At 70.3% G+C, this 23,273-nt stretch carries 23 protein-coding genes; 10 read left to right on the forward strand and 13 right to left on the reverse strand.

The window, feature by feature from the left end:
• Positions 1-26: 26 nt before the first annotated feature.
• Positions 27-1,364 carry an MATE family efflux transporter gene (locus ACQUQD_RS20610; RefSeq protein WP_428953596.1) on the reverse strand — a complete coding sequence of 446 codons (1,338 nt, stop codon included), beginning with the start codon at positions 1,362-1,364 and terminating at the stop codon, positions 27-29.
• Between the two features lie 459 nt (positions 1,365-1,823).
• Between ACQUQD_RS20610 and dnaB the strand changes: the two genes are divergently transcribed.
• Positions 1,824-3,302: a replicative DNA helicase gene (gene dnaB / locus ACQUQD_RS20615; protein ID WP_428953597.1), complete on the forward strand. Its 1,479-nt coding sequence runs from the start codon at positions 1,824-1,826 to the stop codon at positions 3,300-3,302.
• 94 nt (positions 3,303-3,396) lie between these two features.
• The gene (locus tag ACQUQD_RS20620; protein ID WP_428953598.1) at positions 3,397-4,776 is read left to right on the forward strand and encodes a serine hydrolase domain-containing protein; all 1,380 of its coding nucleotides are present in this window, start codon (positions 3,397-3,399) and stop codon (positions 4,774-4,776) included.
• A gap of 159 nt (positions 4,777-4,935) precedes the next feature.
• On the opposite strand, the gene ACQUQD_RS20625 is transcribed toward ACQUQD_RS20620, so the two are convergent.
• On the reverse strand, positions 4,936-5,388 hold the full coding sequence (locus ACQUQD_RS20625) for an N-acetyltransferase family protein (RefSeq protein ID WP_428953599.1): 453 nt from the start codon (positions 5,386-5,388) through the stop codon (positions 4,936-4,938).
• A 77-nt stretch (positions 5,389-5,465) separates the two neighbouring features.
• Complete coding sequence (locus ACQUQD_RS20630) at positions 5,466-5,924, reverse strand: MarR family winged helix-turn-helix transcriptional regulator (protein ID WP_428953600.1); 459 nt, start codon at positions 5,922-5,924, stop codon at positions 5,466-5,468.
• Positions 5,925-6,066: 142 nt separating this feature from the next.
• Here ACQUQD_RS20630 and ACQUQD_RS20635 point away from each other — a divergent pair, with 142 nt between their 5' ends.
• Both ACQUQD_RS20635 and ACQUQD_RS20640 read left to right on the forward strand, forming a co-directional pair.
• Positions 6,067-7,278, forward strand: coding sequence for an MFS transporter (locus ACQUQD_RS20635; RefSeq protein WP_428953601.1), 1,212 nt, complete (start codon positions 6,067-6,069; stop codon positions 7,276-7,278).
• Positions 7,279-7,365: 87 nt separating this feature from the next.
• Positions 7,366-7,788 carry a GlcG/HbpS family heme-binding protein gene (locus tag ACQUQD_RS20640; protein WP_428953602.1) on the forward strand — a complete coding sequence of 141 codons (423 nt, stop codon included), beginning with the start codon at positions 7,366-7,368 and terminating at the stop codon, positions 7,786-7,788.
• A gap of 78 nt (positions 7,789-7,866) precedes the next feature.
• Here the strand turns inward: ACQUQD_RS20640 and ACQUQD_RS20645 are convergent, their stop codons facing one another.
• Together ACQUQD_RS20645 and ACQUQD_RS20650 are read right to left on the reverse strand one after the other, a co-directional pair.
• The gene (locus ACQUQD_RS20645) at positions 7,867-8,733 is read right to left on the reverse strand and encodes a GNAT family N-acetyltransferase (protein WP_428953603.1); all 867 of its coding nucleotides are present in this window, start codon (positions 8,731-8,733) and stop codon (positions 7,867-7,869) included.
• A gap of 5 nt (positions 8,734-8,738) precedes the next feature.
• The gene (locus tag ACQUQD_RS20650) at positions 8,739-9,275 is read right to left on the reverse strand and encodes a DUF2269 domain-containing protein (protein WP_428953604.1); all 537 of its coding nucleotides are present in this window, start codon (positions 9,273-9,275) and stop codon (positions 8,739-8,741) included.
• Positions 9,276-9,969: 694 nt separating this feature from the next.
• On the opposite strand from ACQUQD_RS20650, the gene ACQUQD_RS20655 reads away from it, so the two are divergent.
• Positions 9,970-11,421, forward strand: a complete 1,452-nt coding sequence (locus ACQUQD_RS20655; RefSeq protein WP_428953605.1) for a globin domain-containing protein — start codon at positions 9,970-9,972, stop codon at positions 11,419-11,421.
• A gap of 34 nt (positions 11,422-11,455) precedes the next feature.
• Here ACQUQD_RS20655 and ACQUQD_RS20660 read toward each other — a convergent pair whose 3' ends face one another.
• The 5 genes from ACQUQD_RS20660 to ACQUQD_RS20680 form a co-directional block, all read right to left on the reverse strand.
• Positions 11,456-11,938: an NUDIX domain-containing protein gene (locus tag ACQUQD_RS20660; protein WP_428953606.1), complete on the reverse strand. Its 483-nt coding sequence runs from the start codon at positions 11,936-11,938 to the stop codon at positions 11,456-11,458.
• Positions 11,939-11,997: 59 nt separating this feature from the next.
• Positions 11,998-12,903 carry a LysR family transcriptional regulator gene (locus ACQUQD_RS20665; RefSeq protein WP_428953607.1) on the reverse strand — a complete coding sequence of 302 codons (906 nt, stop codon included), beginning with the start codon at positions 12,901-12,903 and terminating at the stop codon, positions 11,998-12,000.
• A 209-nt stretch (positions 12,904-13,112) separates the two neighbouring features.
• Entirely contained in the window at positions 13,113-14,258 is a 1,146-nt protein-coding gene (locus tag ACQUQD_RS20670) for a cystathionine gamma-lyase (protein ID WP_428953608.1), read from the reverse strand.
• Complete coding sequence (locus ACQUQD_RS20675; protein WP_428953609.1) at positions 14,255-14,758, reverse strand: low molecular weight protein-tyrosine-phosphatase; 504 nt, start codon at positions 14,756-14,758, stop codon at positions 14,255-14,257. Before ACQUQD_RS20675 ends, ACQUQD_RS20670 begins: the two co-directional genes overlap by 4 nt.
• Before the next feature lie 9 nt (positions 14,759-14,767).
• Complete coding sequence (locus ACQUQD_RS20680; RefSeq protein WP_428953610.1) at positions 14,768-15,145, reverse strand: phage holin family protein; 378 nt, start codon at positions 15,143-15,145, stop codon at positions 14,768-14,770.
• A 72-nt stretch (positions 15,146-15,217) separates the two neighbouring features.
• On the opposite strand from ACQUQD_RS20680, the gene ACQUQD_RS20685 reads away from it, so the two are divergent.
• From ACQUQD_RS20685 to ACQUQD_RS20700, 4 genes are all read left to right on the forward strand, one after another.
• Positions 15,218-15,535: a cupin domain-containing protein gene (locus ACQUQD_RS20685; RefSeq protein ID WP_428953611.1), complete on the forward strand. Its 318-nt coding sequence runs from the start codon at positions 15,218-15,220 to the stop codon at positions 15,533-15,535.
• A 143-nt stretch (positions 15,536-15,678) separates the two neighbouring features.
• Entirely contained in the window at positions 15,679-15,891 is a 213-nt protein-coding gene (locus tag ACQUQD_RS20690; protein WP_428953612.1) for a DUF5326 family protein, read from the forward strand.
• A gap of 183 nt (positions 15,892-16,074) precedes the next feature.
• The gene (locus tag ACQUQD_RS20695) at positions 16,075-16,851 is read left to right on the forward strand and encodes an IclR family transcriptional regulator (RefSeq protein WP_428953613.1); all 777 of its coding nucleotides are present in this window, start codon (positions 16,075-16,077) and stop codon (positions 16,849-16,851) included.
• Between the two features lie 100 nt (positions 16,852-16,951).
• On the forward strand, positions 16,952-17,419 hold the full coding sequence (locus tag ACQUQD_RS20700) for an SsgA family sporulation/cell division regulator (protein ID WP_428953614.1): 468 nt from the start codon (positions 16,952-16,954) through the stop codon (positions 17,417-17,419).
• Between the two features lie 75 nt (positions 17,420-17,494).
• On the opposite strand, the gene ACQUQD_RS20705 is transcribed toward ACQUQD_RS20700, so the two are convergent.
• Positions 17,495-18,868, reverse strand: a complete 1,374-nt coding sequence (locus tag ACQUQD_RS20705; protein ID WP_428953615.1) for a YibE/F family protein — start codon at positions 18,866-18,868, stop codon at positions 17,495-17,497.
• A 231-nt stretch (positions 18,869-19,099) separates the two neighbouring features.
• Here ACQUQD_RS20705 and thiC point away from each other — a divergent pair, with 231 nt between their 5' ends.
• On the forward strand, positions 19,100-20,884 hold the full coding sequence (gene thiC / locus ACQUQD_RS20710) for a phosphomethylpyrimidine synthase ThiC (protein WP_428953616.1): 1,785 nt from the start codon (positions 19,100-19,102) through the stop codon (positions 20,882-20,884).
• Between the two features lie 137 nt (positions 20,885-21,021).
• Here thiC and ACQUQD_RS20715 read toward each other — a convergent pair whose 3' ends face one another.
• Both ACQUQD_RS20715 and ACQUQD_RS20720 read right to left on the reverse strand, forming a co-directional pair.
• A complete protein-coding gene (locus ACQUQD_RS20715; RefSeq protein ID WP_428953617.1) occupies positions 21,022-21,903 on the reverse strand; it encodes a hypothetical protein in 882 nt (293 codons plus the stop codon).
• Between the two features lie 182 nt (positions 21,904-22,085).
• Positions 22,086-23,153, reverse strand: a complete 1,068-nt coding sequence (locus ACQUQD_RS20720; RefSeq protein ID WP_428953618.1) for a metallophosphoesterase — start codon at positions 23,151-23,153, stop codon at positions 22,086-22,088.
• Between the last annotated feature and the right edge of the window lie 120 nt (positions 23,154-23,273).

The following is a 23,273-nucleotide window of genomic DNA, read 5'->3' on the forward strand; positions in this document are numbered from 1 at the left end:
GTTTCACGTGAAACGGCGCTCCTCGGTCAGCGCGTCGCGCCGGTGACGGCCCAGCGGCCGGAGCGATAGCGGACCCAGAGTGTTGCCATGCGTACCGCCATCATCAGCGTCATCGCTCCCCACAGAGCGGTGAGCCCGCCGCCGAGGGCCGGTACCAACAGCGCCGCCGGGGTGAAGATCGCCAGGGTGATCAGCATGGCCCAGGCCAGGTAGGGCCCGTCGCCCGCGCCCATGAGGACGCCGTCGAGCACGTACACGATGCCGCAGATGGGCTGGGCCAGCGCCACGACGATCAGCGCGGGCAGGGCCGCGTCCTGGACGACGGAGTCGCTCGTGAACAGGGGGACGAACAGCGGGCGCGCGGCGACGACCAGGACACCGAGAACCACTCCCGCGGCGATACCCCACTGCACCATGCGCCGGCAGACGTCGCGCGCGCCCTCGGCGTCGTCGGCGCCGAGGTAACGGCCGATGATGGCCTGCCCGGCGATGGCGATGGCGTCGAGCGCGAAGGCCAGCAGGCTCCACAGCGACAGGATGATCTGGTGCGCGGCCACGTCCGCGTCGCCGAGCCTGGCCGCGACCGCCGTGGCGATCATCAGGACCGCGCGCAGCGAGAGCGTACGGACGAGCAGGGGCACGCCGGCCTGGGCGCAGGCCCGGATACCTGCGGCGTCCGGACGCAGGGACGCACCGTGGCGTCGGGCTCCCCGGACGACCACGATCAGATAGACGGCGGCCATGCCCAGCTGGGCGATGACGGTGCCCCAGGCGGAACCGGCGATGCCGAGGTCGGCGCCGTAGACGAGTCCGAGGTTGAGCGCGGCGTTGGCGACGAAGCCGGCGATGGCCACGTACAGCGGGGTCTTCGTGTTCTGGAGGCCGCGCAGCACGCCGGTGGCGGCCAGCACCACGAGCATGGCGGGGATGCCGAGTGCGGAGATGCGCAGATACGTGACCGCGTACGGTGCGGCTGTGTCCGAGGCTCCGAAGAGTCCGACCAGGGCCGGGGCCGTGGGCAGGACGATCGCGATGACGGCGGCGCCCAGGAGGACGGCGAGCCAGATGCCGTCCATGCCCTGCTGGATCGCGGCCCGCAGATCGCCCGAGCCGACGCGGCGGGCGACGGCGGCCGTGGTCGCGTAGGCGAGGAAGACGAAGATGCTGACCGCGGTCGTGAGGAGGGCCGAGGCGACGGCGAGTCCGGCGAGTTGGGACGTGCCGAGATGGCCGACGATGGCGCTGTCGGCCATGAGGAAGAGAGGCTCTGCGACGAGCGCGCCGAAGGCGGGGACGGCGAGGGCGACGATCTCTCGGTCGTGCCGACGCCGGGCGGTTCTGGACGTCGCGGGAGCCTGTGTCATGAGCACCAATCTAATCTTCCACAGGTAAGAGATGCAATTGCTTTGTGACCCTTACTTGCGGAGGGCTTCCGCGTGTCGTCGGGCGGGGCTCGTGGAGATCTTGGGCCGACCGGGAAAGTTTTTCTTCTGCACAGCCGGTGGACGGGGTATGCGCAGGTCAGGGCGTATCCGGGGAAGTGTCTGAGGGCTTGTTCACAGGCCTGTCCACCGGGTCGTGCACAGGTTTTCCCCGGTTCTCCACAGCGAGAGGGCCGTCGTCCACAGCGCCTGTGGATAACCAGATTGGCTGACGGTGCCCGCAGGCCTAACGTGGTGCGGCGCCCACCGTGTCCTCCGGCCTCGGAAACCTTGTGAAACCGACGCGTCAGAACCGGAATCGGGCCGCTGATTTGTCAGTGTCGTGTCGTAGGAATGAGAGGCACGGCGAGGTCCGCTCGGCGGACGGGAGGAGGTGGCCCGGTGAGTATCTCCGAGCCCTTGGACGACCCCTGGGCCGACAGCGGTCCCAGTGACCGTCTGCCCCCTTCCCGGCAGAACCGCAACGGCGGCCGCGGCAAGGGCGATCAGCACGAGCGCGGCCGGGACGACGGGGGCTGGGACGACGGTCCGGCCACCTTCGAGCGCGTACCGCCGCAGGATCTGGACGCCGAGCAGTCGGTTCTCGGCGGCATGCTGCTGTCGAAGGACGCGATCGCCGACGTCGTCGAGGTCCTCAAGGGCGCCGACTTCTACAAGCCCGCTCACGAAACGATCTTCCAGGCGATCCTCGACGTCTACGCCAAGGGCGAGCCGGCCGACCCGATCACCATCGCCGCCGAGCTGACCAAGCGTGGCGAGATCAACAAGGTCGGTGGCGCATCGTATCTGCACACCCTCGTCCAGACGGTCCCGACCGCGGCGAACGCGGAGTACTACGCGGAGATCGTCCACGAGCGGGCGGTGCTGCGGCGCCTCGTCGAGGCGGGCACGCGCATCACGCAGATGGGATACGCGGCAGACGACGACGTCGACGAGATCGTCAACAGAGCGCAGGCCGAGATCTACGCCGTCACCGAGCAGCGCACCAGTGAGGACTACCTCCCGCTCGGCGACATCATGGAGGGCGCGCTCGACGAGATCGAGGCGATCGGCTCGCGCAGCGGCGAGATGACCGGTGTGCCGACCGGCTTCACCGACTTCGACTCGCTGACCAACGGTCTGCACCCGGGCCAGATGATCGTCATCGCGGCCCGTCCCGCCATGGGTAAGTCCACGCTGGCGCTGGACTTCGCGCGGGCGGCGTCGATCAAGAACAACCTGCCCAGCGTGATCTTCTCCCTCGAAATGGGGCGCAACGAGATCGCGATGCGTCTGCTGTCGGCCGAGGCGCGGGTGGCTCTGCACCACATGCGGTCCGGAACGATGACGGACGAGGACTGGACGCGGCTCGCGCGCCGGATGCCCGAGGTCTCGGCCGCGCCGCTCTACATCGACGACTCCCCGAACCTGTCGATGATGGAGATCCGCGCGAAGTGCCGCCGGCTCAAGCAGCGCAACGACATCAAGCTCGTCATCATCGACTACCTGCAGCTGATGCAGGCCGGTGGGTCGAAGCGTTCTGAGAGCCGCCAGCAGGAGGTCTCGGACATGTCCCGAAACCTCAAGCTGCTGGCCAAGGAGCTGGAGGTCCCGGTGATCGCGCTCTCGCAGCTGAACCGTGGCCCCGAGCAGCGCACGGACAAGAAGCCGATGGTGTCCGACCTGCGTGAGTCCGGCTCCATCGAGCAGGACGCCGACATGGTCATCCTGCTCCACCGCGAGGACGCCTACGAGAAGGAGTCACCGCGCGCGGGCGAGGCCGACATCATCGTCGGCAAGCACCGTAACGGTCCGACGGCCACGATCACGGTCGCCTTCCAGGGCCACTACTCGCGCTTCGTGGACATGGCGCAGACCTGATCGGGGGCTCGCCTCGAGGACGGCGAGCGGCCCGGTGATCAGCCTCCGGTGAAATCGGCTCGACGCTGACCGGTGCCCGGGGTGGACTGGGCGCATGACGACACCTCCAGAGCTGTTGCCCACCACACGTCGCGCCCTCCTGCACCGCATCGCCGTCGCGCAGAGCGAGGGGCGCGCACCGTCCCTCGTTGCCGCGGTCGCCCGCGACGGGGAGCTCGTGTGGACCGGTTCGCGCACCTCGGTGGACGGGCACGGGCCGGACGAGAACGTGCAGTACCGGATCGGTTCGATCACGAAGACCTTCACCGCCGTGCTCGTACTGCGGTTGCGTGACGAGGGGCTGATCGACCTGGGTGATCCGCTGGAGAAGCACCTCCCCGGGACCGGAGCGGGAGAGGTCACGATCGCCGAACTCCTCGCGCACACCGCCGGGTTGGCGGCCGAGACGCCCGGCGCATGGTGGGAGCGCTCGCCCGCCACGCTCCGCCCGACTCTTGCGGACGTCCTCGGTGAGCAGCCGTTCCGGCATCCGGTCGGCCGCCGCCACCACTACTCCAACCCGGGCTATACGCTTCTGGGCTCGCTGGTCGAGGCGGTGCGCGGCGTCACCTGGGAGGAGGCCCTGCGCGGCGAGATCCTCGAGCCGTTGGGCCTGAGCCGCACCAGCGTCGAGCCCCAGGCGCCGCACGCCGGGGGCTGGGCCGTGCACCCGTACGCCGATGTGATGCTGCCCGAACCCAGCGAGGATCTCGGCCTGATGGCGGCCGCGGGTCAACTGTGGTCCACCACGCGGGACTTGACTGCCTTCGCGGCCTTCCTCGCCGGGGGTGACGACCGCGTGCTGAGCGCGGATTCGGTACGGGAGATGCGGACGCCGGCGGCGCCGGTCCTGCCCGGCGACTGGGAGGCCTCGTACGGGCTCGGCCTGCAGGTGCTGCGCCGGGACGGGCGGACGCTGGCGGGGCACGGCGGGTCGCTGCCCGGGTTCGTGGCGGGGCTGTGGCTGAGCGAGGAGGACGGGCTGGCTGCCGTCGCTCTGGCCAACTGCACGTCGGGGGTGCCCGTCTCCGCGGTGGCCGCCGACCTGCTGAAGATCGTTGGTGAGGCGGAGCCGCGGATCCCCGCGCCGTGGCGGCCGCTCACCGAAGTCGACTCTGCCGTCCTGGAGTTGGCAGGGCCCTGGTACTGGGGAACGCAGGTCGTGGCGCTGCGTCTGACGGCCGATGGCGGGGTGGACCTCGGGCCGGCGACCGGTGGCGGTCGGCGCTCCCGGTTCCGGGCGAACGGCGACGGCACCTGGACCGGCCTCGACGGCTACTATGCGGGGGAGTTGCTCCAGGCGGTGCGGCGGGCCGACGGCACGGTGAGCCACCTGGACCTCGGGTCGTTCGTCTTCACGCGGGAGCCCTACGCCTCGGACGCGCCGGTGCCGGGCGGGGTGGACCCGGAGGGGTGGCGGGGGATTCCGCAGTAGGCGAGGGCATCTCGTGAGGGGCCGTTTCACGTGAAACGGCCCCTCGCCTGTTTCACGTGAAACAGGCGAGGAACCTTGTCTTGTCACTGAAGCGGGGCGAGGGCCCTGTCTTGTCACTGAAGCGGGCGAGGGGCCCTGCCTTGTCACTGAAGCGGGCCGTCACAGCTGGAGTTTGAAGCCCACGTGTGATGCCACGAAGCCGAGCCGCTCGTAGAAGCGGTGGGCGTCGGTGCGGGTCGCGTCGGAGGTCAGCTGCACCAACTGGCAGTCCTGGCGCCGCGATTCCTCGACGGCCCACGTGATGAGGTGCGTCCCCAGACCGCTGCCGCGTTCATCGGCGTGAATGCGTACGCCCTCGATGATCGAGCGAGTGGACCCCTTCCGGGAGAGGCCGGGGACGACCGTGAGCTGGAGGGTGCCGACGACGCGGCCCTCGCGTACGGCGACGACGAGATGCTGGTTCGGATCGGCGGACAGCCGTGCCTGGGCGGCGAGGTACGGCGTGAGGTCCTCCGGCGACTCGCGCCGGGCTCCCAGCGGATCGTCGGCCAGCATCGCGACGATCGCGGGGACGTCCTCGGCCACGGCCGGTCTGATCTCAAGATCTCCCATGGCCGCAGCCTAGGCGGGACGTCCCCGACGGCTGTCCCGGGGCGTGGATCACCCCGGGCGGGACCGACCGGCCCGGGTCACACAGGGACGCGCAGCCCCTCGACGGCCCGCACGAGCGGGGCGAGCTCGGGATTCTCCGCCGCGGTGTCCAAGGCCTCGCGCAGGGCCGTCTCGTTCGTGGGGCGGGCTTCCTCGAGGAGCTTGAGGCCGGCCTCGGAGACGTTCGTGTAGATGCCGCGCCGGTCGGTGGGGCACAGGTAGCGCAGGAGCAGGCCGCGGTCCTCGAGGCGGGTCACCAGACGGGTGGTGGCGCTCTGGCTGAGCACGACGGCGTCGGCGACCTGCTTCATCTGCAGATGGCCGCCCTCCCCGTCGTGCTGTCGGCTGAGGACGTCGAGCAGGGAGTACTCGCGCACGCTGAGATCGTGCTCGGCCTGCAGGGCGCGCTCGATGTGCGCCTCGATCCTCCCGTGGAGCAGGGAGAGCGCGCACCAGCCCTGGGAAAGGGCGGTGAGTGCGGGGTCTGTCGCTGTCATGGCTCGTGGATCCTCCGTCCCGGAGCGGCTGCACACCAGGGTAGTCGATGCGCGAAATTGCCCGCGTTTGCTATTAGCCAGCGTCTGCAATTATTGTGAGATCTCGTAAAGCGCACCCGCAACAGTCTGGAAGGTGAACCCCATGCCTCTGGCGCTTCTCGCCCTCGCGATCGGGGCCTTCGGGATCGGAACCACCGAATTCGTGATCATGGGACTGCTCCCAGAGGTCGCGGGTGACTTCGGAGTCTCCATCCCCACGGCCGGATTCCTGGTGACCGGCTACGCCCTCGGCGTCATGCTCGGCGCCCCGCTCATGACCGCCCTGGGCACCCGCGTCTCCCGCAAGCGCATGCTGATGCTGCTGATGGGCCTCTTCATCGTCGGCAACCTGCTCTCCGCCGTCGCTCCCGTCTTCGCCGTGATGCTGATCGGCCGTGTGGTCGCCTCGCTCGCCCACGGTGCCTTCTTCGGCATCGGCTCGGTCGTCGCGGCCGAACTGGTGGCCCCGGAGAAGAAGGCCGGCGCGATCGCCATGATGTTCACCGGCCTGACCGTGGCCAACGTCGTCGGCGTCCCGCTCGGTACCCTCGTCGGCCAGTCGGCCGGCTGGCGTGTCACGTTCACGATCGTCGCCGCGCTCGGTGTCGTCGGCCTCGCCGGCATCGCCAAGCTCGTCCCGGACCTGCCCAAGCCCGAGGGCGTGCACCTGCGCCACGAACTGGCCGCGTTCAAGAACGTGCAGGTCCTGCTCGCCATGGCGATGACCGTGCTCGGCTTCGGCGGTGTCTTCGCGGCCATCACCTACATCGCGCCGATGATGACGCACGTCGCCGGCTTCGCCGACGGCTCCGTGACCTGGCTGCTCGTCCTCTTCGGACTCGGCATGGTCGGCGGCAACCTCGTCGGCGGCAAGTTCGCCGACCGCGCCCTGATGCCCATGCTGTACGTCTCCCTGGGCGCTCTGGCCGTCGTGCTCGGCCTGTTCACGGTGACCGCGCACAACAAGATCCTGGCCGCGATCACCATCGCCCTGATCGGCGCCCTCGGCTTCGCGACCGTGCCGCCGCTGCAGAAGCGGGTCCTCGACCAGGCCTCCGGCGCGCCCACGCTCGCCTCGGCCGTCAACATCGGCGCCTTCAACCTCGGCAACGCCCTGTCCGCCTGGCTCGGCGGCATGGTGATCTCCGCGGGCCTCGGCTACACCGCCCCGAACTGGGTCGGCGCCGTGCTCGCCGCGAGCGCCCTCGTCCTGGCCGTCGTGTCGGCCGCCCTGGAGCGCCGTGAACCCGCGCCCGGCCTGGTCGTCGCCGGCGCAGGCGCCGAGCAGCGGCACGCCGAGCCGGTCCACCACTGAGCCGGACCTCTTCCCTCGGTCCCTCGGGCCTCTGCCCCAAGAACCCCTCGCCAAGAGCACCACGCACCACCCCGCAAGGAGCACCCCATGAGCACCACCACCGCCGTCGCCCCGCTGACCACGCAGGACGCCGATGCTCTCGTCGCCGCAGCCGGTCGCGCCGCCGAGGCCGCCGGAGTCACCGTCAGCGTCACCGTTCTCGACGCCGGGGGTCATCTCCTCGCCTTCCGCCGCGACGACCGCGCCGTCCTGATCTCCGGTGAGACCAGCACCCGCAAGGCGTACACCGCGCTGCAGCTGAACGCGCCGACCGCCGACCTCGTCGACCTGGTCAAGCCCGACGGTCCCTTCCACAGCCTGCCCACCGCCCTCGACCGGCCGCTGCTGTTCATCGCCGGTGGTCTGCCGGTCCACCGCGACGGCCGTCTCATCGGCGCCATCGGGGTCGGCGGCGGTGCCCCCGAGCAGGACCACGGTTTCGCCACGACGGCCGTGGAGTCGCTCGCCTAGCAGCGCCCCGCACCGACACGGGCCCGCCCCCGAGCAGCCGCATCACCGCGGCACTAGGGGGCGGGCCCGTCGCGTTCGTCAGCCGGCCGCGACCGTCAGCGGGGCGAAGCGGCGCGTCCAGTCGCCGGGCAGGTCCGGGGCGCCGAGGTTCATCACCGCGTTCATGCTGATGCCCTCCAGCCCGCGCTCCTTGAGCCAGGCGCGCAGCTCCTCGTGACGTACGTCGATGTCCGTCCGCAGCGGCCGGTCCGTGCCCGCCGCCAGCGAGGCGACCAGGGCCTTCGCGGTCTCGGTGTCACGGGCGATCAGCGGGCCGACGACGTGGGTGTCCATATTGGGCCAGGCCGCGGCGTAGCCGATGAGCTCGCCGCCGTCCTCGGCGACGCGCAGCTGGTCCGCGAAGGCCGGAAGGCGCGTGATGATGTGCGTGCGGTCGGGGCCGAACACCTCGGCGTCCAGGCGCAGGATCGCCGACAGGTCCTCGGCGGTGGCCGGACGCGTGGCGACTGCGGGCGCCGTGCCGTCGGCGACGAAGCGGCCGCGCACCATCTCGGCCTGCCCGGTGACCTTGAAGCCCAGCTCCTCGTAGAGCGGTCGCCCGTACGGCGTCGCGTGCAGCGTCAGCGGTGTCGTCCCCGCCTGCTCGACGACGTACCGCATCAGGCGTCGGCCGACCCCCTGGCGCGCGTACCGCTCGGCGACCAGGACCATGCCGATCGCGCCGAGTTCGGGCCGGTCGCCGGGCCCGTACGCGGTCACGACGCAGGCGGTGAGGAGCCCGCCGTCAGGAGCGTCGATGCCGTAGCCGGTACCGGCGGCGAGCAGCAGGCCCCACTTGTGTTCCTCGCGGGGCCAGCCCCGGTTCTCGGAGAGGTCGGCGCACGCGCGCACGTCACCCCGGGTGAGGCGGCGGATGGGCAGGTCGGAGAGGGAAGGTGTCGACACGCAGGTCAGGCTGTCGGACGGAGCCCGGTGGCGTCCACCGCTTTGGGTGCAGTGACCCGGTGCTTTCGGCCACGTCGGGTCGGTCCCCAGGGCTTGAGCACCGAGATCGCCGTCATGAAGACGTACGCGACCAGTGAGACGACCGGGCCGGCCAGCAGATCGATCGGGCGGGTCGACGACCCGCCGGCCGACAGCGTCCTCACCGCCTCGTCGACGCCCGGCCGCAGGGCGAGAACCGAGGCGGCGGTCGTGGCGAGGGTCAGCCAGAACTTGACGTAGATCCACCGGTGCCTGGCCAGGCCCCACGGGGTACCGAGCGAGAGTGCCAGACCGCTCAGCAGGGTCAGCAGGGCGAGCGGGATCACCAGCCAGTCCGCGAAGAGCTTCATGGCACGGGCCGAGGCCTCCACGGCCGGACCGGCACCGGTGGACGTCGCCGTGACCGCGAGTGCCACCAGCCCGAGCGTGACACCGAGCCAGCAGGCGGAGGCGGCGACGTGGACGACGAGGAGTGCCCGTCGAGGGCGGCGTTGAAGTTTCACGTGAAACACCGTCCCGGCATCGGCTCCCCAGGGCGTCTGACGGCGGGAGTAATCCCGCGTACTGGCCTCGGCGTACACGGCGGGCCGGGGCGGCATCGCAGCGACCTGGACGCGGCGCTGCCGGTCCGGTCGCACGTGGAACTCTTCGGGACCGGGACGGTATCGATCGCGGTCAATGCGGACCGGTACGGTGCAGGACTCGCACCGCGTCCCTATGCGGGTCGTGATCTGCTGGAGGGGGACGAATTGGTGCCGCGCGACCGGTAATTGAGGAATTAGCAGGGATCCTGAGGATCGCTTAATCGGCGGTTAAGGCGAGAAGGGCTTGTACCACTGGCGGCTGCCGGTATGGTCGACTCCGGTTCACGCACGGAACCTTGAGGAGGCTGGGGGGACTGGGGCGGCGCGCACGCAGGCCGACGCAGCCTAACCGGACGAAGAGATCGAAGACCCGCACTTTCCGCTTTGCGTTCTGCGCAATGACACGTGGTGGCACGCTGTGGTGAGAGGACTGCGGACAATGTCACATTCTTGCCTTACTTGTCCGTAGCGGGCAGGAATGCAGGGTTCAATGTGGGCCGCATTGGCTGTCGAGGCAAACGGGGGAAAGCGCACAGCTTCCGCGCAGCGGAAGACCGTGGCAGAGCACGGAAGTACGTAGACCGACCGAAAGATGTTCGAGGCGAGGCACAGCATGGACGCTCCGACCACTACGTCGGCCGATTCCGGTTCGGGCGGCGGGGGCGGCTGGTTCACGCCGCGCACCACCCCGGCACCGCATCCGACCCCCTCCGGACCCGACCGGGAGTCCGGCGACGACCGCCGGGTGACCCCGATCCGTCCCGTCGGCCGGCCCGCGGCGGCACCGGCCGAGGACGAGCCGGACGAGGGCCGAATACCCCAGCCGCGCACGCGCCGTGAGCCGGAGCCCGACCCGCGGCAGTCCCCTGGCGCCCCGCCCGCCCAGCAGCCCACCGCCCCGGCGGGCCCCGTCGCAGAGCCCCGTCGGATTCACCCCGTCCGGGCGAACGCCTCCCCCGACGCGATCCTCGTCCGCCGCACCATGGAGGAAGTCGGCCCCGTCGCCGACAAGGTCACCTCGTACTTCTACGCGCTGCTCTTCGTCCGCCACCCCGAGCTGCGCCCGCTGTTCCCCGCCGCGATGGACACCCAGCGCGACCGGCTGCTCAAGGCGCTGCTGACCGCCGCGGAGCACGTCGACAACAAGCTCGTCCTGGTCCCGTACCTGAAGAACCTGGGCCGGGGGCACCGCAAGTACGGCACGCAGGCCGACCACTACCCGGCCGTCGGCGAGTGCCTCATCGCGGCGCTCACCAGATACGCCACGACCACTTGGGACGCGGAGACCGAGGCCGCCTGGGTGCGTACGTACACGACCATCTCCCAGGTCATGATCGACGCGGCGGCCGAGGACGAGCTCAAGTCCCCGGCCTGGTGGCTCGCGGAGGTCGTCGCGCACGATCTGCGCACGCCCGACATCGCTGTCGTGACGGTCCGGCCCGACCAGCCGTACCCGTTCCTGGCCGGCCAGTACACGACGCTGGAGACACCGTGGTGGCCGCGGATCTGGCGGCACTACTCCTTCGCGGGGGCGCCCCGCTCCGACGGGCTGCTCTCGTTCCACGTGAAGGCGGTCCCGGCCGGCTGGGTCTCCAACGCCCTGGTGCACCGCGCCCGCCCCGGCGACGTGCTGCGGCTCGGCCCGCCCGCCGGCTCCATGACCGTCGACCACAGCACCGACAGCGGCCTGCTCTGTCTGGGCGGCGGCACCGGCATCGCGCCCATCAAGGCGCTCGTCGAGGACGTCGCCGAGCACGGGGAGCGGCGGCCGGTCGAGGTGTTCTACGGCGCCCGCACCGATCACGACCTGTACGACATCGACACGATGCTGCGCCTCCAGCAGAGCCACCCGTGGCTCTCGGTGCGGCCGATCGTGGACCAGCTGGCTCATCTGCAGCTGCCGGACGCCGTGCGCGAGTACGGCCCCTGGAACGAGTACGACGCCTATCTCTCGGGACCGCCCGGCATGATCCGCAGCGGTGTCGACGCCCTGCGCTCCATCGGCATCCCGGGCGACCGCATCCGCCACGACTCCGTGGAGGAACTGGTCGGGGCCGGGGACTGAGCCGCGCGGGCCGGACGTGCCGCAGGGGCGAGGATCAGCCCAGGTCCGGCGCGTGCATCGCCCGTACGCCCTCGATGTTGCCGTCCAGGTAATGGCGCAGGGACAGCGGCACCAGGTGGACCGAGGCGATGCCGACACGCGTGAAGGGCACGCGCACCACCTCGTACTCGCCGCACGGCTCCTCGATCTCGGGGCCGTGCCGCTGGTCGAGGTCCATCGACTCCAGTCGGCAGACGAAGAAGTGCTGGACTTTGACGCCGGTCGCGCCGCCGTCCTCGCCGATGTGCTCGACGGTGTCCACGAAACAGGGCACCACATCGACGATCTTGGCGCCGAGTTCCTCGTGCACTTCGCGATGGAGGGCGTCCACGACGGTCGTGTCCTCCGGCTCGACTCCGCCACCGGGAGTCAGCCAGTACGGATCGACGCCGGGCTTGGTCCGCTTGATCAGGATCAGGTCGTCGCCATCGAGCAGAACGGCGCGTGCGGTGCGCTTGACCACGGGTCGGACGGTCATGGGAGAAATGTGGCCCGGCCGGTTCCACGTGAAACATTCCGCATCGCGCAGACCCCCGCTCACGACCAGTCGACAGCAGCGCGCAGCAGCCACTCGTGCGCCCGCGCGATGTGCGGCAGAGCGAGTGTGCCGGTGCGGACCACCAGGAAATACGTACGCAGTGGCGGCACGGGCGGGTCGAGCAGGGCCACGACCTCGCCGCGCTCCAGGGCGGGTGCGCATAGGTAGCGCGGCAGGACGGCGAGGCCCGCGCCCGTGATCACGCACGCCAGCACCGCGCGGAGGTCGGGTACGACGACCGTGCCGGAGACGGCAGGGCGGTGATCGAAGACCGAGGCCCAGTAGCGGGAGACCAGCGGCAGCGATTCATGGACCTCGACCACCGGGAACTTCTCCAGGGAGGGCGCCGCGTCCCGGTGCAGCTTGCCGGAGCCGATCCGGGCGGCCCAGCGGGGGGCGGAGACGAGGACGTGCTCCTCGTCGCAGAGCGGAGTCGCCGTGAGCAGGGAGCCGCGTGGACGGGCCGTCGTGATGGCCAGATCCTGATGTCCGGCGGCCAGCCCTTCCAGGGACTCCTCGGCCGTGCCGAAGGAGGCGCGTAAGGCAACGCTCCAGCCGTCGTCCCTGGTCAGCGCCGTGAGAGCGGGCAGGGCCCGTTCCGCGGTGAACTCCGGGGGCCCCGTGAGATGCAGGGTGCGGACGGCCGACTCCTCGTCGAGCCCGGCCTCGGTGATCTCCACGAGGGCGTCGAGATGCGGGGCCGCTTTGTGCGCCAGCTCGTCACCGGTGGTCGTGGGAGTCACGCCGCGCGCCTGGCGCAGGAACAACGGTCTGCCCAACTGCCGTTCCAGTGTGCGGATCTGGGAGGTCACCGCGGGCTGCGAGAGTCCGAGCAGCGTGGCGGCGCGCGTGAAGGACCCGGCGCGATGGACCGTCACAAAGGTGCGCAGCAGGGCGAGATCCATGGCCACGTCCCTCCCGTCCGGCATCCGCGTCGCGCCCAACTATAAATATGTCGATAGGTTCCTGTCGCTACCGTGATTGGACACTGACACAGAGTCAACTAGCCTTGTTTGCGCGGTTCTTCGCGCGCAGAACCGTGACGGTCCGAGCCACGAGGGGGGAGGCTCGGGCCGTCTGTTGTGCGTAGCCCGGTACTAGGTGGTCGGTGAAATCACCGCGGGGCGGCCCCGTCGGCCGTATCATCCAGCGCCCGCAGTACGTCCGCCACCAGATCCTCGGTGTTCTCGGCGCCGGCCGAGAAGCGGATGAAGCCGTCCGGGACGGCGTCTCCGCCCCAGCGTCCCCGCCGCTCGGCAGTGGACCGTACGCCGCCGAAGCTCGTCGCGTCGTCCACCAGCGTCAGGGCGTCGAGGAAGCGCTCGGCCCGCTCGCGCGAGGGCAGTTCGAAGGAGACGACACAGCCGAAGCGGCGCATCTGGCGCGCGGCGACGGCGTGGGACGGGTCGTCGGGCAGCCCTGGATGACGCACCCCGCCGACCCGTTCCCGCAGCACCTGCGCCACGGCCAGCGCGTTGGCGTTCTGCCGCTCGGCCCGCAGCTCCAGCGTCGCCAGTGAGCGATGGGCCAGCCAGGCCTCCATGGGGCCGGGAACGGCCCCGACGATCTTGCGCCAGCGCCGCACCGAAGCCGCCGGCTCGGCGGCGGCGCAGGTCACGTAGCCGAGCAGGAGATCGCCGTGCCCGGTGAGCTGCTTGGTGGCGCTGGCCACGGAGAAGTCCGCGCCGAGCTCCAGCGGGCGCTGTCCGAGCGGCGTCGCGAGGGTGTTGTCGACCGCGACCAGCGCCCCGCGCGCGTGGGCGGCGTCGGCGAGGCGCCGGATGTCGCACACGTCGAGCCCGGGATTGGACGGCGTCTCCAGCCACAGCAGCCGGGCCCCGTCGAGGAGTTCGAGCTGCGCGTCACCGCCGGTCGGCGCCGTGCGCACCTCGATGCCGTACGCCGTCAGCTGCTCGCGCACGAGAGGGAGGGCCTGGTAGCCGTCGGACGGCAGGACGACCGCGTCCCCCGCGCGCAGCTGCGAGAACAGGACGGCCGAGACCGCCGCCATGCCGGAGGCGAAGACCAGCGTCTCGACGTCCTCGCGGCCAGGGGCCTCCAACGCGCTGACGGCCCGCTCCAGATGGGTCCAGGTCGGGTTCTCGTCACGGCCGTACCTGTAGGGCCCCGACACCTCTCCGGGGAGATGGAAGTGGGCGGCGAACACCGGCCCGGGCAGGGTCGGTTCGTTCTTGACCGGCTCGGGAAGCCCCGCTCGCACGGCCCGTGTGCCGTCGCCGACCCCGCCCGCTCCGGTCATGCCGCCCGCCCCTCCACCGCGTCGCGCACGGCGTCGAGCAGACCGTCGCTCGCCGCCTCGACCATCCTCAGGCACTCCTCGAAGCCGTCCAGGTCGCCGTAGTACGGGTCGGGGACGTCCAGCGCCGAGGTGTCGGCCGCGGGGTCGTAGGAACGCAGGAGACGGATCTTCTCGGCGTCCTGCGGCGTCGGTGCCAGGCGGCGCAGCGTCCGCAGATGGCCCGCGTCGAGGGCGACGACCAGGTCGAGACGGTCGAACCAGTCCCGGTGGAACCGGCGGGCCGTGTGCGCGCTGGAGTAGCCGCCCTCTCGGAGGACGTGGACGGTGCGCGGATCGGCGCCGTCGCCCTCGTGCCAGCCGTCGGTGCCGGCGCTGTCGACCTCGACGGCGCCGGACAGGCCGGCCTCCTCGACGCGGGCGCGGAACACGTGCTCGGCCATGGGCGAGCGGCAGATGTTGCCGGTGCAGACGAAACAGACGCGGAACGGGGTGGCAGTCATGGCGGCGGCTCAGTCGTTGTCGGGCAGGACGACGTTCAGCGCCCAGGAGACGATCGAGATGATCAGGCCGCCGACGATGGCGGTCCAGAACCCGTCGACGTGGAAACTCAGGTCCAGCTTGTCGGCCAGCCAGGAGGTCAGCAACAGCATCAGGGCGTTCACGATCAGCGTGATCAGGCCCAGCGTGAGGATGAACAGCGGGAAGGTGAGGACCTTCACGACCGGCTTCACCAAGAAGTTGACCAGGCCGAAGATCAGCGCCACCAGGATCAGGGTGCCGACCTTCTTGCCGGTGCTGTCCCCGGTCAGCGTGATCTTGTCGAGCACCCAGACCGCGACGGCCAGGGCCCCCGCGTTGGCGAGCGTCTTGACTACGAAATTCTTCATGTGTCTGATCGTGGCAGACGAGACCGGTGACATGGCCGGTGACAAGTGCGGACGGCGAGGACGACGAGGGCGATGAAGGCATTCCGGCTGGACGAACTGGAGGCGGAGCGCGTCGCCAACGACGGCGCGTACCTGCAGTTCCTGCGTGAGCGGAACATGTCGGTCGGGCTGTACGCGCTGGACGCGGGGGAGCACGACCCGCAGCAGCCGCACCACCAGGACGAGGTCTACCTCGTGGTCAGCGGCCGCGCCTCGATCACCGTCGGCATGGAGACCACCCAGGTCGGCCGCGGCAGCGTGGTGTACGTGCCGGCCGGTGTCGCCCACAAGTTCCACCACATCAGCGAGGACCTGCGGGTCCTGGTCGTCTTCTCTCCCCCGGAGAGCTGACCCGGACCCCGGGGTTCCCTAAGGGTCGGGTCAGGGGAGGACAAGGGATCGCGGGGCCCCGCACGGCTCCCCGACGTGTCAGCATCGATGCAGGAAGTCAGTGGGGTCCGGCAAGGGCTCCGGAAGCGAAGGGAGCGATGGCAGTGCGAGAGATATTCGCGGGCATGCCGTGGTGGGTGAAGTGGGTCGCGGTGCCGGTCATCGCCCTGGTCGTGTTCGGCGGGCTGATCCTCAGCGTCGTCGGCTTCGTGATCGACCTGCTCTTCAAGGTACTGGTGTTCGCCGCGCTCGTCGGTGGACTCATCTACGTCGTACGGAAGTTCATGGCGGGATCGTCCTCGCGCAGCGACTGGTGAGCCGCGGCACGGACGCGGCGGAGGGCTCCGGTCGTTGCGCGGTGCGACCGTTCGCACGACCGGGGGAAGTTTCCGTTCCGGGCCCGCACCAAGCGGTGGCCAAGGGTTAAAGTCCGGAATCCGACGGCTTCACCCCCCGTGAGTCCCGGGGACGCGGGGGACCCACGCGCATCGGGAGTGAACTTGGCCACGGCTGACCCCGCACCCGCAGCCCCGCAGACGCTCATCGGCTCCGTCCAGCGGGCCATGCGGCTGCTGGAGGCGGTCGCTGCGCACGACGAAGGGGCTCCCGCCAAGCAACTCGCCAGAGAGGCCGGAGTCGCCCTTCCCACGGCCTACCACCTGCTGCGCACGCTCGCCCACGAGGGCTATCTCCGCAAGGACAAGGGCGTCTTCATGTTCGGGGCCGCGGCCGAGCGGCTGAGCAGCAGCGGGGCGCAGCAGAACCGTCGCGGTATGACCACCGACGCGCTGCGCCACTGGCGGGACACCCTGGGCGTTCCCGTCTACTTCGCGATCTACCGCGAGGGTGAGATCGAGATCGTCGCCGTCGCCGACACTCCGGCCGCCCCGGCCGTCGAGGAATGGGCGGACTTCCGCGAGACCGGCCACGCCCACGCGATCGGCCAGTGCCTGCTCTCCCAGCTCGACGAGGAGGCCAGGCGGGACCACCTCGACCGCTATCCGGCCCGCTCCATCACGCCGTACTCGGTACGCGACAACCGGTCACTGCTGCGCAAGTTGAGGTCCGTGGGGCGGATGGAACCCGTCATCGAGCGTCAGGAGTACGCGCTCGGCACGGCCTGCGCCGCGTTCCCGATCACCATCGGCTCGACGGCGGCGGCTCTGGCCATTTCTCTCCCTTCCCATCAGGCCGGGAAACTGCTGCCCGCGGTCCGGCAGTTGCAGGACGAGATCGGAAAGCTCGTAGGGACACTCGCCTTCTCTATCAGCATCTGAAAACTCACTCCTTGTAATCTCCTGTGTACTTTAAGCAAGATGCCAGCAGTGTCAGAGAGGTCATTCCTGGCCAATCGACGGCAAGTTGACGGGGTAGGCGATGCGCGAGTCGGTACAAGCAGTTCAGGCAGAGGTCATGATGAGCTTCCTCGTCTCCGAGGAGCTCTCGTTCCGCATCCCGGTGGAGCTCCGGTACGAGGCCGGGGATCCGTACGCGGTGCGGCTGACCTTCCATCTCCCCGGGGACGCGCCCGTGACCTGGGCGTTCGGCCGGGAGCTCCTCGTCGACGGGGTCAACGGGGCCACGGGTGACGGCGATGTGCGGATCTCCCCCGTGGAATGCGCGGGTGGCGGCGGGACCGGCGAGCTGCCGGGCGAGGTGCACATCCGGCTCCAAGTCGGCAGCGATCAGGCGCTGTTCCGGGCCGGGGTCGCGCCCCTCATCGCGTTCCTCGACCGCACGGACAAGCTCGTCCCGCTCGGTCAGGAGCAGGCGCTGGCCGACTTCGGCGCCGACCTCGACGAGGTCCTCGACCGGATCCTCGCCGAGGAGCAGAGCGCGGGCTGATCTTTTTACCAGCCCGGTGCATCCATTGACGTAACGCTTCAGCAGCCGCGGTGCGCCCGAGCAGTTCCGCGTCGCTCAGCGCTTACGTCGCCGGCCCCTGCCACCGCGCACCGGAGCGGCCTCCTCGGGCCCGTGGGATCCCGGGCGGTCGGCGGAGACCACCAGGGCGGCCAGCGCGGTGGTCACCGGCACGGAGGCCACCAGGCCGATCGAGCCGACCAGCGTGCGCACGATCTCCTCGGCCACCAGTTCGCTGTTGGCCACGTCGACCACGCTGCTCTGCGCGATCGAGAAGAGCAGCAGCAGCGGCAGCGCCGCGCCCGCGTACGCGAGCACCAGCGTGTTGACGACGGACGCGATGTGGTCGCGGCCGATCCGGATCCCCGCCCGGTACAGGCCGCGCCAGCCCATCGTCGGATTGGCCTCGTGCAGCTCCCACACCGCCGAGGTCTGCGTCACCGTCACGTCGTCCAGGACGCCGAGCGAACCGATGATGACGCCGGCGAGCAGCAGACCGCTCATGTCGATGTGCGGGTACAGGCCGTGGATCAGGCCGGTGTTGTCGTCGGTGTTGCCCGTCAGCGCCGCCCAGCCGATGAACAGCGAGCCCAACAGGCCGATCAGCAGCAGCGATACGAGCGTGCCGAGCACGGCGACCGAGGTCCGGGCCGACAGGCCGTGGCACATGTAGAGCGCGATCAGCATGATCGCGCTCGCCCCGACGACCGCCACCACCAGGGGATTCGAGCCCTGCAGGATCGCCGGGAGGATGAAGAAGGTCAGCACCATGAAGCTGACCGCGAGCGCGACCAGCGCCATCACACCCCGCAGGCGGCCCACCACGACCACGGCCACGGCGAAGATCCCGGCCAGCAGGGCCATGGGGATCTTGCGGTTCACGTCGGTGACCGAGTACTGCAGATTGTCCGGAGCGTCGGGCGCGTAGGCGACGATCACCTTCTGGCCCTCGTGCAACTGCCGTGGTGAGTCCGGCTGGACGACCTCGGTGAACGTACGGCCCGTGTCCTTGCCGGTGTCGATCCGGATCGTGGCGTTCCCGCAGATGCCCGTGGCCTGTTGCTGGGCGGCGGAGCCCTCGGCCGTGGAGGTGTCGCCGGTGGGGGTGTCGCCCGAGGCGTTCACGGACTTGCAGTCGACCTTCTCGACCTTGGTGACCGTGGCCTGTTGCGTCTGCCGGTCGAAGCCGACGCCGGTGCGCTCGTGCGCCGGTGCGCCGCCCGGCCACAGCACCGCCAGACCCACGACGACCGCGACGGAGAACGGCACCAGGATCGCCGCGATCACCTTGCGCAGGTGCTTCGAGACGGGTGCGGCGGGGCCGTGGCTGTGCGAGTGGCCGTGGCCACCGGGGCCGTGTCCTGCCCCGGACGGGCCCGATCCGTGCGGCGGTCGGGGCGGCGGAGGCGGGGACTGCTGCGTGGTGGTCACCGCCCGATCATCGCAAGAACGGCAGGGGCCCTCTGTTCAACGCGTCCGACATGACGCTAGCGTGGAGGCACCTTTGCACACGCGGGAGCTCGGAGCACCGGGCTGAGAGGGCGCTGACCTCCGTACCGAAGCGTGTTTCACGTGAAACGGCGTGGAACACCGTGGGACGGACATCGCTGCGTCGACCGCCGAACCTGTTACCGGGTAATGCCGGCGTAGGGAGTAGGTCTCATGACCACAACGGACGCACGCACGCCTGCCTCCAGCCAGGGCGAGAACCTGAACGAGGCCGGGAAGTCCATCGGCTGGCACAAGGGGTACATCGAGGGCTCGCGCCCCGACCTCCACGTGCCGGTCCGCCAGGTGCACCTCACCAACGGGCAGTCGGTCACCCTGTACGACACCTCAGGCCCGTACACCGATCCGACCGTCGACACCGATGTCCGCCGGGGCCTCGCGCCCCTCCGTGAGAACTGGATCATCGCCCGCGGCGACACCGAGGAGTACGCGGGACGCCCCGTCCGACCCGAGGACGACGGCATCAAGCACACCTCGCCGCGCGGTGGACTGCGCAACCTCGACGCGGTCTTCCCGGGCCGCCCGCGCCAGCCGCGCCGCGGCAGGGACGGGCAGGCCGTGACCCAACTCGCGTACGCCAGGCGGGGCGAGATCACCCCGGAGATGGAGTACGTGGCCATCCGGGAGAACGTGGCGCCCGAGGTCGTCCGCGACGAGATCGCGGCCGGCCGGGCGGTCCTGCCGGCCAACGTGAACCACCCGGAGATCGAGCCGATGATCATCGGCAAGCGGTTCCTGGTGAAGGTCAACGCCAACATCGGCAATTCCGCCGTCACGTCCTCCATCGAGGAGGAGGTGGAGAAGATGACATGGGCGACCCGCTGGGGCGCCGACACCGTCATGGACCTCTCCACCGGCCGCAACATCCACACCACGCGCGAGTGGGTGCTGCGCAACTCCCCCGTCCCGATCGGCACGGTGCCGCTCTACCAGGCCCTCGAAAAGGTCGACGGCAAGGCGGAGGAACTGACCTGGGAGATCTACAAGGACACGGTCGTCGAGCAGGCCGAGCAGGGCGTGGACTACATGACGGTCCACGCCGGCGTCCGCCTCCCGTACGTCCCGCTGACCGCCAACCGCAAGACCGGCATCGTCTCGCGCGGCGGCTCGATCATGGCCGCCTGGTGCCTCGCGCACCACAAGGAGAGCTTCCTCTACGAGCACTTCGAGGAGCTGTGCGAGATCCTCGCGGCGTACGACGTCACGTACTCGCTCGGCGACGGCCTGCGCCCCGGCTCGATCGCGGACGCCAACGACGAGGCCCAGTTCGCGGAGCTGCGCACCCTCGGTGAGCTGAACACGATCGCCAAGCGGCACAACGTGCAGACGATGATCGAGGGTCCCGGGCACGTCCCGATGCACAAGATCAAGGAGAACATCGACCTCCAGCAGGAGATCTGCGAGGAGGCGCCGTTCTACACGCTCGGCCCGCTGACCACCGACGTCGCCCCGGCGTACGACCACATCACGTCCGGGATCGGCGCCGCGATGATCGCCTGGTGGGGCACGGCGATGCTCTGCTACGTCACGCCCAAGGAGCACCTGGGCCTGCCGAACAGGGACGACGTGAAGACCGGCGTCATCACGTACAAGATCGCGGCGCACGCGGCGGACCTCGCCAAGGGGCACCCCGGCGCGCAGGAGTGGGACGACGCGCTGTCCGACGCCCGCTTCGAGTTCCGCTGGGAGGACCAGTTCAACCTGGCCCTCGACCCGGACACGGCACGGGAGTTCCACGACGAGACGCTGCCCGCGGAGCCGGCGAAGACCGCGCACTTCTGCTCGATGTGCGGTCCGAAGTTCTGCTCGATGAAGATCTCCCAGGACATCCGCCGCGAGCACGGCTCGACCAAGGCGGAGGTCGAGGCGGGCATGGAGCAGAAGTCGAAGGAGTTCGCGCAGGCGGGCAACCGGGTGTACCTGCCGCTGGCGGACTGACGCCGGCAGCCGGTCACGACCGCCACAGCCCGGTGGGGCCGCGCGCCCGGTCCCGCCGGGCGCGCGCCTGACCGCGGGCTCGGGGTGCGCGCAGTCCGCCCCGAGCCGAGGTCATGGCCCCGTGGTCCGACCGAGGGTCAGTCGGGCTGGTGCTCGGGACCGCCGAAGTCCGGGCTCGAGAAGTCCGGGCTGGAGAAGCCGGCGCGCTGTCCCGTGGCGGTGCCGCCGCCATCGGGGCTGCTGAACCCCGGCCTGTTGTAGCCGAGCTGGGGCATCCGGCTCGCCGAGCCGCCGCGGCCCCCGAGCGGCGCGCTGCCGCCCGTCGGGGGGTCCGTCAGGGCGTCCCGCAGGAACGGCAGGATGCCGCGCTCGAGGAGCGCCTTGCCCCAGGCTTCCCTGGCTCGTGCCACCTCCTCGTTGGCCTCGCCGTGGGCGCTCGCCTGGAGCGAGGTCGACCCGTTGCGCAGAGCCGTCAGGAGCAGGCACACGGCCGCGACGAGGATGCCCGCCGCGGTGAGCGCGCCGAAGACCCAGCCGACCGACAGCAAGGTGTCGGCGAAGTCCGGCGGCGGGTTGAGCATTTTCAGGATGTAGCCGACCAGCAGGAAGATCGCTGCGGCGGTCCCGGCGAGGACCGGTGCGAGCACGACGGCGACCGCGGCGACACCGGGTCCCGTGGTCTCCGCGACCTCGCCCACGGTGGCGGCGAAGCCCATCGAGCTGCCGCCGCCGGACTCGGCCGTGCTGGAGGTGCCTCCTTCACGTAGCGGACGGACGGGCCGCGGGGCCGTACGCAGTTCCTCGCGGACCTTGACGTAATGCTGGTACTCGGCGACGGCCGCCGTGCTGATCAATGCGGCGGCGTTGAGCGCCATGGTGCGCAGCTGTTCGGGGTTGAGCCGCTGGCCCACTGCGGCGAGATCAGGCCGATTCGGTGCGGTACGCAGCGCCTCATCGAGGATCCGCTCGAACTCGGGGCGGTCCTCGTTCAGCAAATGCGGAGCGCTGTTCATGTGCATCCCCCGATGCTCCGTAGGGCTTGGTGGCCCGCATGGTTACGAGCCGTCGGGCAGAAACGGAGGGGAGCCTGCTACGGATAAGCCGATGGTAGAGCGGTCACGGCACGCGGTGACAGGGGGTTTCCGGAAATTGCCCCTCTGTCAGCCGAAGCCTCCGTTTACCGCGTCTGCCCGATCAACCCTCAGATATCCATGGGGAGTTGCTGGACCAGCAGCTTTCCGGCCATGGTCACGCCGCCGTCCATGGCGATGGCCAGACCGCCCGCGTACACATGCGGCCCCTCGACGACGGGCCCGCTGTCCTCGCCGTCGGCGTCCTCGGTGCCGACCTCGCCCAGGAGGTACGGGATCGGGCTGTGGCCGTGCACGACGCGCGAGCCGCCGTAGGTGCCGAGGAGTTCGCGGACGGCACCGGGACCCGATTCGTCGTCCCGGAACGCGAAGCGCTTGGTGAACTTGCGGAACAGGTCCCAGCACTCGTCCGCGTCGTTGCGGGTGAGCGTCTCGCGGACCGTGTCGTTGACCGCCTCGATGGAGTCGCCGTAGTCGAGGTAGGCGGTGGTGTCGGAGTGCATGAGGAGGTGGTCGTCCTCGATCTCGATCGCGTCGAGCCGGGACATCCACTGCAGATGTACGTCCTGGAGGCGGTCCATGTCGGACTTCTGGCCGCCGTTGAGCAACCAGGCCGCCTGGAAGGTGGCGGTGCCGGCGCCGGAGTTGACCGGGGTGTCGCCGAAGCGCTTCGCGCCGAGCAGCAGCAGCTCGTGGTTGCCCATGAGCGCCTTGCAGTAGCCGCCCGCCGCGGCCGCCTCGGCGCTGAGGCGCATCACGAGGTCGATGACGCCGATGCCGTCGGGCCCGCGGTCGGTGAAGTCGCCGAGGAACCAGAGGCGCGCGTTGCCCGCCGCCCAGTTGCCCGCCGCGTCGACCAGGCCCTTCTCGCGGAGCGCCGCGAGCAGCTCGTCGATGTAGCCGTGCACGTCGCCGACGACGTACAGCGGGCCCATCTCGTCGCTCGCCCGGGGCGCGGCCTGCGGGACCTCGACCTGCACGGTGTCCCCTCGGTTGATGACCGGCAGGTCGCGCTCCGTCGGGGTGTAGCCGTCGGGGAACGGGGCTGGGTCGGGGGAGCCCGGGACCGGGTCGGCCGGTACCACGTTCGCCGGTACGTCATGGACGTACGCGGGAACGCGGAAATCACGCAGCGTCTCCGTGCGCGCTGCGGGTCCCTGACCGGCCCCCTGAGTCATCGACCCCTCCACCATTGCGCCGCCTGTGCACCGGATCGGACTGCCTGGTCGCAGCGGCCCGCGGTGTCGTGCGCCCATCATAGGAATGCGGCTCGCGCTGTGTGATGCACCAGGGGTGGT

The sequence above is a fragment of the Streptomyces sp. cg35 genome (assembly GCF_050410835.1).
In the GTDB taxonomy this organism is placed as follows: domain Bacteria; phylum Actinomycetota; class Actinomycetes; order Streptomycetales; family Streptomycetaceae; genus Streptomyces.

What these genes read in the sequence shown, in the direction of transcription:
- ACQUQD_RS20610 (WP_428953596.1), bottom strand. Translation starts at nt 1,364, where the DNA reads ATGACACAGGCTCCCGCGACGTCCAGAACCGCCCGGCGTCGGCACGAC.
- ACQUQD_RS20620 (WP_428953598.1), top strand. Translation starts at nt 3,397, where the DNA reads ATGACGACACCTCCAGAGCTGTTGCCCACCACACGTCGCGCCCTCCTG.
- ACQUQD_RS20625 (WP_428953599.1), bottom strand. Translation starts at nt 5,388, where the DNA reads ATGGGAGATCTTGAGATCAGACCGGCCGTGGCCGAGGACGTCCCCGCG.
- ACQUQD_RS20630 (WP_428953600.1), bottom strand. Translation starts at nt 5,924, where the DNA reads ATGACAGCGACAGACCCCGCACTCACCGCCCTTTCCCAGGGCTGGTGC.
- ACQUQD_RS20635 (WP_428953601.1), top strand. Translation starts at nt 6,067, where the DNA reads ATGCCTCTGGCGCTTCTCGCCCTCGCGATCGGGGCCTTCGGGATCGGA.
- ACQUQD_RS20640 (WP_428953602.1), top strand. Translation starts at nt 7,366, where the DNA reads ATGAGCACCACCACCGCCGTCGCCCCGCTGACCACGCAGGACGCCGAT.
- ACQUQD_RS20655 (WP_428953605.1), top strand. Translation starts at nt 9,970, where the DNA reads ATGGACGCTCCGACCACTACGTCGGCCGATTCCGGTTCGGGCGGCGGG.
- ACQUQD_RS20660 (WP_428953606.1), bottom strand. Translation starts at nt 11,938, where the DNA reads ATGACCGTCCGACCCGTGGTCAAGCGCACCGCACGCGCCGTTCTGCTC.
- ACQUQD_RS20665 (WP_428953607.1), bottom strand. Translation starts at nt 12,903, where the DNA reads ATGGATCTCGCCCTGCTGCGCACCTTTGTGACGGTCCATCGCGCCGGG.
- ACQUQD_RS20670 (WP_428953608.1), bottom strand. Translation starts at nt 14,258, where the DNA reads ATGACCGGAGCGGGCGGGGTCGGCGACGGCACACGGGCCGTGCGAGCG.
- ACQUQD_RS20675 (WP_428953609.1), bottom strand. Translation starts at nt 14,758, where the DNA reads ATGACTGCCACCCCGTTCCGCGTCTGTTTCGTCTGCACCGGCAACATC.
- ACQUQD_RS20680 (WP_428953610.1), bottom strand. Translation starts at nt 15,145, where the DNA reads ATGAAGAATTTCGTAGTCAAGACGCTCGCCAACGCGGGGGCCCTGGCC.
- ACQUQD_RS20685 (WP_428953611.1), top strand. Translation starts at nt 15,218, where the DNA reads ATGAAGGCATTCCGGCTGGACGAACTGGAGGCGGAGCGCGTCGCCAAC.
- ACQUQD_RS20700 (WP_428953614.1), top strand. Translation starts at nt 16,952, where the DNA reads ATGCGCGAGTCGGTACAAGCAGTTCAGGCAGAGGTCATGATGAGCTTC.
- thiC (WP_428953616.1), top strand. Translation starts at nt 19,100, where the DNA reads ATGACCACAACGGACGCACGCACGCCTGCCTCCAGCCAGGGCGAGAAC.
- ACQUQD_RS20715 (WP_428953617.1), bottom strand. Translation starts at nt 21,903, where the DNA reads ATGCACATGAACAGCGCTCCGCATTTGCTGAACGAGGACCGCCCCGAG.
- ACQUQD_RS20720 (WP_428953618.1), bottom strand. Translation starts at nt 23,153, where the DNA reads ATGACTCAGGGGGCCGGTCAGGGACCCGCAGCGCGCACGGAGACGCTG.